The 12,500-nt window shown below is 45.4% G+C and carries 10 protein-coding genes; 1 reads left to right on the top strand and 9 read right to left on the bottom strand.

Annotated elements, in window-relative coordinates; all coding sequences use genetic code 11:
* Nucleotides 1-16: 16 nt before the first annotated feature.
* The 9 genes from F0220_RS08915 to leuB form a co-directional block, all read right to left on the bottom strand.
* Nucleotides 17-2,143 (bottom strand): bifunctional diguanylate cyclase/phosphodiesterase, encoded by a 2,127-nt coding sequence (locus F0220_RS08915; RefSeq protein ID WP_091014835.1) that lies wholly within the window; start codon nt 2,141-2,143, stop codon nt 17-19.
* 287 nt (nt 2,144-2,430) lie between these two features.
* Nucleotides 2,431-3,387, bottom strand: a complete 957-nt coding sequence (locus F0220_RS08910) for an aldolase catalytic domain-containing protein (RefSeq protein ID WP_047842252.1) — start codon at nt 3,385-3,387, stop codon at nt 2,431-2,433.
* A gap of 83 nt (nt 3,388-3,470) precedes the next feature.
* Nucleotides 3,471-4,784, bottom strand: coding sequence for a DUF4129 domain-containing protein (locus F0220_RS08905; protein ID WP_105597947.1), 1,314 nt, complete (start codon nt 4,782-4,784; stop codon nt 3,471-3,473).
* Entirely contained in the window at nt 4,781-5,896 is a 1,116-nt protein-coding gene (locus F0220_RS08900; protein ID WP_105597946.1) for a DUF58 domain-containing protein, read from the bottom strand. The genes F0220_RS08905 and F0220_RS08900 overlap by 4 nt, the downstream gene beginning before the upstream one ends.
* Nucleotides 5,897-5,900: 4 nt before the next feature.
* Nucleotides 5,901-6,866 carry an AAA family ATPase gene (locus F0220_RS08895; RefSeq protein ID WP_017689647.1) on the bottom strand — a complete coding sequence of 322 codons (966 nt, stop codon included), beginning with the start codon at nt 6,864-6,866 and terminating at the stop codon, nt 5,901-5,903.
* 121 nt (nt 6,867-6,987) lie between these two features.
* Complete coding sequence (locus tag F0220_RS08890) at nt 6,988-8,094, bottom strand: PAS domain-containing sensor histidine kinase (RefSeq protein ID WP_105597945.1); 1,107 nt, start codon at nt 8,092-8,094, stop codon at nt 6,988-6,990.
* Nucleotides 8,095-8,541: 447 nt separating this feature from the next.
* Nucleotides 8,542-8,958: a hypothetical protein gene (locus tag F0220_RS08885; RefSeq protein WP_017689649.1), complete on the bottom strand. Its 417-nt coding sequence runs from the start codon at nt 8,956-8,958 to the stop codon at nt 8,542-8,544.
* Nucleotides 8,959-9,314: 356 nt separating this feature from the next.
* The gene (locus tag F0220_RS08880; protein WP_036610146.1) at nt 9,315-9,854 is read right to left on the bottom strand and encodes a peroxiredoxin; all 540 of its coding nucleotides are present in this window, start codon (nt 9,852-9,854) and stop codon (nt 9,315-9,317) included.
* 277 nt (nt 9,855-10,131) lie between these two features.
* Nucleotides 10,132-11,217 carry a 3-isopropylmalate dehydrogenase gene (gene leuB / locus F0220_RS08875; RefSeq protein ID WP_017689651.1) on the bottom strand — a complete coding sequence of 362 codons (1,086 nt, stop codon included), beginning with the start codon at nt 11,215-11,217 and terminating at the stop codon, nt 10,132-10,134.
* A 233-nt stretch (nt 11,218-11,450) separates the two neighbouring features.
* Here leuB and F0220_RS08870 point away from each other — a divergent pair, with 233 nt between their 5' ends.
* Entirely contained in the window at nt 11,451-12,431 is a 981-nt protein-coding gene (locus tag F0220_RS08870; RefSeq protein ID WP_105597944.1) for an aldo/keto reductase, read from the top strand.
* Nucleotides 12,432-12,500 lie beyond the last annotated feature (69 nt).

The following is a 12,500-nucleotide window of genomic DNA, read 5'->3' as shown; positions in this document are numbered from 1 at the left end:
GCACCCCCGCTGTTCCCTAGCCTGTAGGCTTATCCACATCTCTCAAAAACTGCTTTTCAAATTCAGCGGCTTTAATCGGTTTGCTGAAGAAATAACCCTGAGCCTCGTGACAGTGTTGATTGCGAAGAAAGACCATCTGATCTTCGTTCTCCACGCCCTCAGCTGTGACTTTCAGTTGTAAATGATGTGCCATTGAAGTGATGGTAGATACGATTGCGGCGTTATTGCTGTCCTCCATGACTTCATTCACGAATGAACGGTCAATTTTGAGTCGATCAATCGGCAGATCCTTCAGATAGTGCAACGAGCTGTATCCCGTTCCAAAATCATCAATACTGATATGCACACCAATTTCTTTGATTTTGCGCAACTGTTCGAATGACCGGTCTTTGTCAAATGTCATGCTCTCTGTAATCTCCAGTTCAAGCCATACAGGCTCTAGTCCCGTCTCTTTGAGAATGCCATTGATATTGTCCAACAAATGGGAATGCCTGAATTGTCTCATCGACAGATTCACCGAAACACACAGTTTACGATAACCGGCTTCCTGCCACTGTTTGTTCTGTGCACACGCTTCACGAAGCACCCATTCGCCAAGTGGCACAATGAGCCCACTCTCTTCAGCCAGAGGAATAAATTCCGCCGGAGATACCGGGCCTCGCTGCGGATGCTGCCAACGCACCAAGGCTTCCATGCCAACGATTAGCCCACTTTGCAGATTAACCTGCGGCTGGTAAACCAGGTAGAACTGACCTCGATCCAACGCCTTGCGCAGATCATTCTCAAGCTGCAAACGCTCCTGTGCCTTCATCTGCATCGCATGGGCAAAACGATTCAGTTCCATTCCTTGTTCCTTAGCACTGTGCAAAGCCGTATCGGCATTCTGAATAATCTCCAGTGGTGATTCGCCATCATGTGGGAAAATGGCCATCCCGATTCCAAGTGTAAGATGATACTCATTGCCATCAACCAAGACCGGCTTCTCAAAAAGTTGCAATATGGATCTTGTCCGACGCAACGCTGTATCGGTTGAACTGAAATCTGTCATCGTTAATGCAAACTCATCTCTTCCCAATCCAAAGACTTCTTCTCCTGGAAGTGACAAATGTTTCAGTCGTTGGCCTACCTGACGCAAAACCCGGTTAGCTGCTTGCTGTCCGAGCGAATCATTAATGGTTTTGAACCGATTAATATTCAGGACCAGTACACCAACAAGCTGTTCCTCCACCACGGCATCATCCATCATCTTTTTCAACCGCTGTGAAAGGCGACGACGGTTTGGAAGTCCCGTTACATCATCATGATGAGCAATATAGTTCATCTTGGCTTCCGCGACCTGCTGTTGCAGGAAAGGCGTGTCCACTACGGACGTATACAGCCCTTTTTGAATGAAAAAATAGGCCATACAATTACTCAGCAATCCTAACAGCAAATTGAGATCGTTCACCCCAGTTGCTGAAACAAAATAACATTCACCAAAAAAGAAACACAGAATGCCACACAGAATGGTTGGTAGATCACCATCTTTGGTTTTTTTCCATTGTACAAACAAAAGAACTGCAATAATGCCATAGAGCAATCCAACCATAAAATGAACGCGGGTGAAGATTCCACCAAGCACATCTCCATCAAGCATACTTGGCAACATACTCCATTCCTGAATAGCCAGTATGTACAAAATAACAAAGGTACCCAATGTCCCACTGAACAGTAAGAATTTGCGTGGTAATGCAATTTCTTTCTCATTTAAGGTATACACGAGCAGTAAACCTACAGAACATACCAAAGATCCCATGGTTGACATCATTAAGGAGAAATCCGATTCCATCATGGCTCCATTTGGAATCTCTTCTGCAAATGAAACGATATGAACCAGTTCAAACAGACCAATCAATAAAAAGAGTGTGGTCAATACTGTCCTCCGAAGGGTTAGCTTCTGTGTCCGAAACAACCAGCTTTGATTATAGATGCCGATACAAGCTGCTGCCGCAGCAAATCCACCCAAGAGTGTCAAAACCGGGTAACCCGATATGGTCAGATCAGAGCTTGAAGAAGAACGAAACCATTGACTTGCGAGGAAACACAATAAGCCGCATACAGCGACCCAACTTATTTTTCTCTGATCTTGCAGATTAACCTTCATGCGTGTTTTCCTTCCCGGGATCACCTATCCTGAATTACATTAACCAAACTTAACAGCTTACTACACGATTCGACAAAAAAATATTAACCAACGTTCAATTCACATGCATACACATGCTATCTGGTACATAATAACATTTAATTTTGTATACGTGAACTAAAAAATAGTTACTCCTAGGAATATTTATTCATAAATATAGAGAAAAACAAGGCATTAAGAACTAAAAAAACATGGATCTCCAGTTAGAGTCCATGTTTTCCTATTTTGCAACTGTATTTCAGACTATATTACTTATCAAAATTCACTTCTGGTGTTGTTAATTTATCATAGAAATCAACAACCTTATCCTTGTCTTCCGATGAGCGAATCGCCATCGCTGAACGTGGATGCTCGTCCAACGCGCCTGTAATCATGTAAGGCAGAATGTAACCCCATTCTTCTTTTTCTCTCAGTGGAACCATCAACTGTTCCAATACACCAAGTACTGGACGCAGATTGTATTTTGTTCCTTTCAGATGAGCTACGAGCAATTCGGTTGGACAGTTTCCAGCAGCACGGCCCATACCATACACAGAAGCATCAAGCAGTTCGACGCCAAGTTCTGCCGCAACCAATGTGTTAGAAAACGCAAGTTGCATATTATTATGTGTGTGAACACCAAGACGTTTGTTAGGCAAGTGAGTCTTGAACTTCTCTACCAGATATTTCACATCATTATGGTCCAAGCTACCGTAGGAGTCTACAATGTAAACAACATCCACAGCGCTTTCTTTGATCAATTCAAATGCTTCCAGCAATTCATTCTCCATAACATTGGAGAGTGCCATAATATTAAGTGTAGTTTCATATCCACGATCATGGAATGTTTGAACCAGTGCAAGTGCCTTGTCCACATCTTTGCTGTAGCAGGCAACCCGGATCAGATCCAGCATGCTCTCACTACGAGGCAAGATATCATTTTCGTCCACACGTCCAACGTCAACCAGTGCAGACAGTTTGGTATTTCCTTTTTGAGGAATAACTTTACGCAGGAAATCATCGTTCAGGAAACGCCACGGTCCTGCTTCCTCGGCACCTTTAAGCAACTTCGGAGAGTTCTTATATCCAATTTCCATATAATCAACGCCAGCTTCATTCAATCCAGCATACAGCTGTTGAACAAAGTCCACGCTAAAGTCCCAATTATTCACCAATCCGCCATCACGGATCGTACAATCTACAATTTTGCAATGATTTGTCTTCATTAATGTCTGCTCCTTTTCTGACCAACTTGTGTATTCCTCTCATGATACTTGAACGTGACAAGAAAAGTAAAGGGATTCCGGACTTATTTACTTCGATAAGATCTCCAGATTCGGTCAATCTCAACCATATCGGAACGATCGGGAGCTTTCTCTCCATAACGAACGGCATTATACGTATCTGGCAGTCTCGCAGACAGCTCATCTTCTTCTACCTTCATACCATTCTGAATAATAGTCTGTGCAACCTCCAGCGGAGTCTGCGTCCCCTGTATTTCCACACCTCGATGAGTGGCTCTTTCAATCCAAGTCCGATAGTAATACCGAACACGTTCAGCATCCTGTGCAGGTGGCGCTTCTTTCTTCCGAAACCAATTCTTTCGGACTTTTGCAGGCGCATCAAGTGTCTCACTGACATCGATATACTCCGTCCGTGGTTCTGCCTTCTTTTCACCTGGTTGTAACATCCCCTTGAATCGATCCATAAATCTGTTTATCGTTTTTTGTCCCAACCTCAGAAGCAGCCACAGGATTGCTCCGGCTACAGCACACATCACTACCCACCCGAGGATGTTCCAGAAGACTGAGGGCTCGGATGGCGGCTCTCTCCAGTCATTCGGTATATTTAGCGGCTGATTGGGGTTGTCCATTGGTAATCGTGGCTCCTCGCCGGAAATCGGACCAAACCATCCCCTGATCCATGCGAGCAAGCGGTCACGCAGCGGCCCCAGCCAGGCAGCCAGACTTGGGAAAGCACCAATCGCAACGATAACAATAAACATCCACATGAACCGCTGATGATTCGCACGTGCAAAGTCTCTTAATACCAATCTTCTCTTGTCATCATTGAGTATGGCCTGATCCAGTTGCAGCATATATCGTCCAACCAGCCAAAAGGCAAAGCTGATCACTCCCGCAATATAGATCCATACAGTGTAGGTTTGTATCGGCTGCATGAATTCCAACGAATTCGAAGCAATCATAAGTACAATTGCACTGATTACACCCATAATCTGCAAGCGCCATAACAACACAGAATGAAAGACTGGCTGGAAGGTCAGACCTGCATAAGCCGAGATGACTCCACACAGTACCAATGTGATGATATCCGGCAACGGGAGAATAAGGCTCATCCCAACAACGAGTGCGAAGAGAAATCCTATGACGAGTGCCGCTAGTCCACGAATGAGTGTACTTTTCTCGCTAAAACCTGGAATTTTATGCTGAATGAACTGTCCCAACCAACCTAGAAGAACAACCAGGATGAATAATGTGTACGGCAAATGTTCCATTGCGTAGAATGAAGCAAGTGTAAATATCGGAAAAAGGTATATGCCAGACATCAAGACGGCAAGCATGGCTATGAGTCCTGTGGTCGTCGCTACCGGTCTGTTCCTCATGCACTCACCGCCTTTGTATTACCCTTCACGTCCTCTACCGGGAGAATTGTTACACGATGTCCTTGTTCGTGCAGACGTGCAATCTCGTGCTCCATAGCGGCAGATACATAGGATGTAATCAGCATATAGCTGCGGATTTGCTGTGCTTCTTCATTCAGACGTACTTCATCATTCAGGAATTGCTCCATGGGCACCATGCATTTCAACTCTGTCTCAGCCATAGCTTCCAGTAACCGTTCCAGATGGGGGGTGCCATAATCCGGCTCAATCCGAAGGGTATCGCGGCCTCCACCCACATGATAACCATTATGGGCGAAACCTGCTGGCAACCCTCTACCGATGGCATCCACTGCAGCCGTGGCAGCGTAACGAAGTGCCCGTTCAATCTTTTCCGGTCGAGTAACAACACTCCACATATCTGCAGATTCCTGAATGTTGACTACAATCCAGGATTGCGGATCAGCCGTCCATCCCTGCTTGTAGACTTGTAATTCACCTGTACGTGCACTCGCTTTCCAGTGAATACGATTCATGGGGTCGCCTGCACCATAAGGCCGAACACCCAGGATCAAGAAAGGATCTTCAACGATCCATCGTGATACTTCCACTTCTCCCTGCCATACCTGATAAATTGCAGGAAGATCCTCTGTATTCACTAATGAAGGATACACGATCATAGACATTTGCAAAGGAATCGGTTTGGTGGAACGCCACACACCAAAGAGATCCCCACCTGTCATCGTTGCTGTATTTAATGGATAAATCCCACGCTGAGTACATGTAAAAGGATGCTTGCGCGTAATACGAGTAAACGGTTTTAACGTAAAAATACTCTTATGGTTCTGATAGATTTCGCCTTGACTAATATCCATACCTGAACCGGAACGAAATACAAACGACACTGGCATCATCGATTCAAGTCTGAGCCAAGGTACGGAGACTCGTTTCTCATTTGATATCGTCTCCACCATCTCAAGTTCATCTCCGGCGTAACAACGCAGCTTGCTGAATTGTCTGCTGTACCTGAGTTTTCGCAGTGCAGGTCGTCCAAACCACACACCATGTATAACAACGACAATGCCTCCAACAAGGACAAGCCATAATAATGCCATAAGATTAACGCCCGCTTGTAGCGAGATTCTCCGTAGGCACTTCTGTCTGATTCAGAAGTTCCTGGATGATACGCTCCGCCAAGCCCTCTTGTTGTCTGATCCGGTTACGGAATACCAGTCGATGCGCCAGCACAGGTTCCGCCAGTACTTTAATATCATCAGGCAACACAAAGTCTCTGCCATGCAGTGCAGCCCATGCCTGACTTGCCTTGAGTAATGCCTGAGCCCCTCGTGGACTTACGCCAAGCGAGAGCTCGGGATGTTGCCTTGTTGCTTCGGTTAACTGAATGATATATCGTAGCAAATCTTCGTTGATTTGCACTGTTTTATACGTATCCTGCGCCTTCAAAAGTTCTTCACGACTGATCACTGCCGAGAGATCATCAACAGAACGACTGGCTACCGTACGTCTCAAAATTTCTACACTCTCTTCACTGCTTGGATAACCCATGCGAATTTTCATCATAAAACGATCCATCTGCGCTTCAGGTAGCGGAAAAGTCCCCTGGTTATCTACAGGATTCTGGGTGGCGATAACGATGAATGGCCGTTCCAGCTGTCTCGTTGAACCATCGATACTGATCTGGCGCTCTTCCATACACTCCAGCAAACTTGATTGTGTACGCGGTGTAGCCCGGTTAATCTCATCGGCTAGTACAAGATTGGCAAACAAGGGGCCGGGTCGAAATTCAAAATCCCCTTCTTTTTGATTAAAAAAATGAATCCCTGTTAAGTCCGAGGGCAACAAGTCCGGTGTAAACTGTATCCGTTGGAATGTGCAGTCCAATGAAGAGGCTACCGATTTGGCAAGCATCGTTTTTCCGGTACCCGGCACATCCTCCAGCAGCACATGTCCTGACGCTATGATCGCTGTCATTACCAGCTCTATCGTATGCTCTTTTCCCACAATCACTTTTCCCACGTGATCCATCAGTTGTTGATTCATTCGTTCCATTCCTTGGATTTCCATCTGCATCTCATCCTTCCGTTATGGAGCTTATGTATTCGCATTCATTACTAACTATAACCGTTATTGGCAACATAAAACAAAGGAGTTGGCAAATGGCCAACTCCTTAACTCCACGCTTTTCTCAATATACCAAGGGTAACATAATTATAAACCGCGTGCCTTCGCCCTTTTTGCTATCCACAGAGATGGTGCCTCCATGGTTCTTGATGATTCGGTAACTCACCGAAAGTCCAAGCCCCGTTCCGCTCTCCTTGGTCGTGAAGAATGGATCAAACAGACGTACAAGCGTGTTATGGTCCATTCCATGACCGTTATCCGCGATGGAGATCTGCACGAACTTGTTTTCCGTGGCGGTAGATATTCGAATTAGACCCGTATGTTCTTCGCCGACTTCCTCAATGGCATCCATTGCGTTTTTCACCATATTCAAAATAACCTGCTTAATCTGTTTGACATCAATGGATACATTCAACGGGGCATCCCCTTCATCCAGTACGATCTCGCATCCCTTCATCAAACCTTCGCTTTCGGTCAGCAAGACCACCTCTTTGAGCAAAGAGTCGACGGGTATCACGGTCTTCTGTGGAGCTGACGGTTTGGAAGAATTCAAAAATTCGTAGATGATGTCATTCGCCCGATCAATCTCCGTCAGTATGATTCGAGCGTACTCGTCTTTGCCGAGCTGCAGCAAATGGGGCCTAAGCAGTTGGATGAACCCACGGATTGCAGTCAACGGATTACGAATTTCATGAGCAATAGATGCTGAAATTCGCCCCAGCATCGCAAGTTTGTCATTTTGATAAGCGGTCTGTTCAATTTGTTTATAATCAGATACATCTTTGACGCTGAACAAGAAGTCGCCATCCATCTGATCACCGTACGTCACAGTAACCAGCCAATGCCTTCCGTATTCATCAATCAATTCATGATAGCGCTTACGGTGAAAAATAGTTTCCCGATAGATACGTAAAATTTTCTTTTTCTTGAATCGGCTCATCTGTGGATGATGCAGCATTTGCATCAGGGTGCAGCCGCTCAACAGACTTCTTGGAAGTTCCAACAACTTTGCCATCTGAACGTTAATAAACGTCAATACACCGTGACTGTCAAACAACATAATACCGCTATCCAGATGTTCCAGTACATTCTCGTACTTGTTGTTATCCAGATGCACAGGCGGGAATCCATTCGTTGGTTGAGGCACTGTATCCTGAAATTCACTAATCATGTCAGGTTCCTCCTTTTCACGTAAATGATAAACTTGCCATTCGGACATCATATCATCACAGAAACAGGAAGGGCCGATTTTATTTTTCATTACCGGTGCCCTTTCGTTGGGGGGCTGAGCCGAAAATATGGATGGCATGGCCGGAACTCAAGCTGGTCTATTCCCGGTAACCAACAGTCGATCCGGAAAATCATATACGTTTGTCCCATTCTGACCTTCTCCTATTCCCAAACACGAACATTTTTTGCTCCGCCTCTTTTGCAAGTCTGTTTTTATCATAGACAAGTTTATAGAAGAGAGTCAATCGGAGAAAGTGTCGAATGGAAATTATTTTAAAAAAAACCTCGAATTAGTTCCAGAATACAGCACAAAAACGAAGCCGTTTCACCCAATAGGCAAATCAGCTTCGTTTTTAATATCTTTAATTGGTGATATATCCGAGATCATCTATAGTCCGGTCTTATTATGCTGAATTTTCAGTCTGCGCTGACTCATCACAGCTAATCGACGTTTAAGTTCGCTTTCCCACTTCTCGTCTTTGGTTTCCTTGGCGAGCCTGAGCAGGTCCAGAGCCATATCAATCTGGCGCTGTACAATGACCATGGCATCCTCGCTCTCACGGTTTACACAGTTTTCGAAAATGGCATCCTCATCTTCTGTAACATAATCTTGAAAGTCGATCTCGGATGCACCGTCTCCATGCGCATATTCAGCCAGAATTTCGTATTCGTTTTCCACTTTATAATGCACCTCGACCCGGTGACACACCGGGCAAAACAGCAGGGGAACATTATGAACCTGGGTGCGGTAATGCTTCAGCGTGCCCTTCGTTCCAACCATACTTGCCCCACAACAGTAACTCATTTTTGTTCACCCTCCTTATTACGTGCCGGGACTTTTTTGTTAAAATGCCATCCCGTACACTTACAGCACTTCCGAAAAGGAATAGTTCCATCAGTGTATCACATTCATGTACAGATTATAAATGCAGAGCACCGGAATATTTACCGGGTTTCCATACCCTATTCGCCTTAAAGGCCATCAATTCCTCTTTCAACAGATAAAAAGAAGACTTTCTTCTAATATATTATTAACACGCTTAGCTGCTTGTTCAAACACTTTTAATTAACTTCGTGATAACTTCAGCCAAAAGGGTGCAAAAAGCCCTCAATCCCTAACGGGATGAGGGCTTGAACAAAAACCGTTCAAGTTAATCTGGCTTACAGGTTAGTGTCGCCTGGTTTCCAGTTCATTGCACACAATCCGCCGGATTGCAGTGCTTGCAGTACGCGAAGTGTTTCTTCAACACTACGGCCTACATCGTTGTGGTTAACCACTTGATATTTCAATTCGCCTTCTGGATCGATGATGAACAGACCGCGCAATGCTACGCCTTCTTCTTCGATCAGAACGCCGTAATCTTTAGCCACTTGCTTCGTGATATCGGAAGCCAATGGGAAGTTCAATTGACCCAGACCATTGCTGTCTACAGGTGTGTTGATCCATGCTTTGTGGCTGTGTACGGAGTCTACGCTCACGCCAAGGATTTCTGTATCCAAAGCTTTGAATTGCTCGGAAGCAACGCTCAAAGCTGTAATTTCAGTTGGGCACACAAATGTGAAGTCCAAAGGATAAAAGAAGAATACAAGCCATTTGCCACGATAATCGGACAGTTTAACGGAACCAAAGTCTTGTCCGTCTCCCGATACTGTTTCCATTGCGAAATCCGGTGCTGGTCTACCTACCAAACGTTCTGCCATAACTAAAAATTCCTCCTTTGGGATTATGTAAGCAACCTTGCGGATTGCTCATCATCAAGAAAAACGCGTACGCCTTTCCTGTAATTAAAATGATTTGATACTTGATAACAAGTACAAGTAAAATGTTATCATCCGGACTTCCCAAAGTCAAGATTATAAACATTATTTTTTTATAATCATTATAAATAAGGATTTTACGTGGCAAAAATGATAAATGAACAGCCCTCTGTACATTCCATAACTGGAAACAAAGGGCTGCCTGTAGTTGGTAATATAATTACGCCTGTTTCTGAATAGCCGCCACGATCAAATCGCCCATTTCGGTCGTGCTGATCGCTGTGCTCTTGTCTACAGCAATATCACTTGTCCGGTGTCCTGCGTTCAATACATCCGACACAGCTGCTTCAATGGCATCCGCACCTTCTGCATAACCAAAGGTTGTACGGAACATCAACGCCAAAGAGAGAATGGTTGCAATCGGATTAGCGAGGCCTTGACCTGCGATATCCGGTGCGGAACCATGTACCGGTTCATAGAGTCCGAAGCTGCCCTCTCCCAGTGAAGCAGATGCAAGCATACCGATGGAACCTGTCAGCATAGCTGCTTCATCACTCAAGATATCTCCAAACATGTTTTCCGTTACGATGACATCGAAGCTGGACGGACGACGCAGCAATTGCATTGCGCAGTTGTCTACCAGTACATGCTCCAGTTCAACATCCGGATAATCCGGTGCTACCCGGTTCACAACTTCACGCCAGAGACGGGAAGTTTCCAATACGTTGGCTTTGTCTACAGAAGCCAGCTTTTTGCGACGTCCTTGCGCAATTTCGAATGCCTGACGAACGATCCGCTCCACTTCTGTTACATTATATGCACATGTATCCACAGCCTCTTCGCCCTGTGCACTTTCACGTCTGAACTTCTCTCCGAAGTAGATCCCACCTGTCAATTCACGTACCACCATCAGATCTGTACCTTCCAGTACTTCAGGCTTCAGAGTTGAAGCATCCTTCAGGCAATCAAATACAACAGCCGGACGCAGATTGGAGAACAATCCAAGTGCTTTGCGAATACCCAGCAGGCCTGTTTCCGGGCGAAGCTCTTTGCTGTTGTTATCCCATTTAGGACCACCAACCGCTCCAAGCAGAACCGCATCTGCACTTTTACATACGCTCAGTGTTTCTTCAGGAAGAGGTGTACCCTTCTCATCAATCGCGATTCCACCAAACAGGGCATGCTCTGTCTCAAAACGATAACCGAATACTTCCTCCGTACGTTTAAGAACTTTCTCAGCCTCAGCTACGACTTCAGGGCCGATTCCGTCACCTGCAATAACTGCAATTTTTTTTACGTCTGCCATTGGGTTGTCCACTCCTTATATTTCATTCATTAATTATTCATAAAGTAACGTCTCATATTAACTCTCTCTTTTGTATCATATTCCAAGGTCATTTGACCAAGATATACAATCTATGACTTTAATAGATTTTACCTATAAGCCAATAGAGATTGGCCTTTCCAAGTTGTTCTGACCTCCCGGCTGGGTTAAAATATAGCTGAATTCAAATCAGGTACGCAGGAGGGATAAGCAACATGCAATATTCGTATTTGGGTAAATCAGGCCTCAAGGTCAGCCGAATCTGTCTCGGTACCATGAATTTTGGGCCTGCTACAGATGAAAAAGAAGCTTTTCGAATTATGGACGCAGCACTTGATGCAGGCGTGAACTTTTTTGATACCGCTAACATCTATGGCTGGGGTGAGAATTCCGGTCTTACCGAAGAAATTATCGGACGCTGGTTCAACCAGGGTGGTGGCAGACGTGAGAAAGTCGTTCTGGCCACCAAAGTCTACGGCTCCATGCATGATGATACAGATGGTCCCAACAACGAAGCTGGCCTCTCCGCCTACAAAATCAGACGGCATCTCGAGGGTTCCCTCCGCCGCTTACAGACCGATCATATTGAGCTGTACCAGATGCATCATGTAGACCCTGCCATATCATGGGATGAGCTGTGGGGTGCGTTCGAGAATGCCGTTCATCAGGGTAAAATCGGTTATGTAGGATCAAGTAACTTTGCTGCATGGCAGATTGCAATCGCTCAAAGCGAAGCCAAAAATCGTCATTTCCTCGGCCTGGTTTCCGAACAACATAAATATAGTCTCAACTGTCGTTTGCCTGAGTTGGAAGTACTGCCCGCTGCCAAAGAGCTGGGCCTCGGCGTCATTCCATGGAGTCCACTGGATGGTGGTTTACTGGGACGTAACGCTCTGCAGAAGGTGGAAGGAACACGCAGCGGGGGGATCGCTGGACGGATCGAGCAGCAGCAAACTCAGCTTGAAGACTTTGCCACACTGTGTCGTGATCTCGGTGAACCACAGGATACGGTGGCTTTAGCATGGGTTGCAGCCAATCCTGCAGTGACCGCCCCGATTATCGGACCACGTACGCTGGAGCAGTTTGAGACCGCACTCAAATGTCTGGACGTGACATTGGATGAAGCTGTGCTCAAACGTCTGGATGAGATTTTCCCAGGTCCAGGTGGACATGCACCTAATGCATACGCGTGGTAATAGCTTGATAGCGTAAGTCAATGTGATGATAACCGTAAAATATTCACTGTGTTTCACTGCCATAATTAT

The organism is Paenibacillus sp. 37 (assembly GCF_008386395.1).
In the GTDB taxonomy this organism is placed as follows: Bacteria; Bacillota; Bacilli; order Paenibacillales; family Paenibacillaceae; genus Paenibacillus; species Paenibacillus amylolyticus_B.
This window is presented reverse-complemented; position numbering and strand designations above follow the sequence as displayed.

Excerpts from the sequence above, each read along its gene's own strand:
- F0220_RS08915 (WP_091014835.1), bottom strand. The coding sequence starts at position 2,143 with ATGAAGGTTAATCTGCAAGATCAGAGAAAAATAAGTTGGGTCGCTGTA.
- F0220_RS08910 (WP_047842252.1), bottom strand. The coding sequence starts at position 3,387 with ATGAAGACAAATCATTGCAAAATTGTAGATTGTACGATCCGTGATGGC.
- F0220_RS08905 (WP_105597947.1), bottom strand. The coding sequence starts at position 4,784 with ATGAGGAACAGACCGGTAGCGACGACCACAGGACTCATAGCCATGCTT.
- F0220_RS08900 (WP_105597946.1), bottom strand. The coding sequence starts at position 5,896 with ATGGCATTATTATGGCTTGTCCTTGTTGGAGGCATTGTCGTTGTTATA.
- F0220_RS08895 (WP_017689647.1), bottom strand. The coding sequence starts at position 6,866 with ATGGAAATCCAAGGAATGGAACGAATGAATCAACAACTGATGGATCAC.
- F0220_RS08890 (WP_105597945.1), bottom strand. The coding sequence starts at position 8,094 with ATGATTAGTGAATTTCAGGATACAGTGCCTCAACCAACGAATGGATTC.
- F0220_RS08885 (WP_017689649.1), bottom strand. The coding sequence starts at position 8,958 with ATGAGTTACTGTTGTGGGGCAAGTATGGTTGGAACGAAGGGCACGCTG.
- F0220_RS08880 (WP_036610146.1), bottom strand. The coding sequence starts at position 9,854 with ATGGCAGAACGTTTGGTAGGTAGACCAGCACCGGATTTCGCAATGGAA.
- leuB (WP_017689651.1), bottom strand. The coding sequence starts at position 11,217 with ATGGCAGACGTAAAAAAAATTGCAGTTATTGCAGGTGACGGAATCGGC.
- F0220_RS08870 (WP_105597944.1), top strand. The coding sequence starts at position 11,451 with ATGCAATATTCGTATTTGGGTAAATCAGGCCTCAAGGTCAGCCGAATC.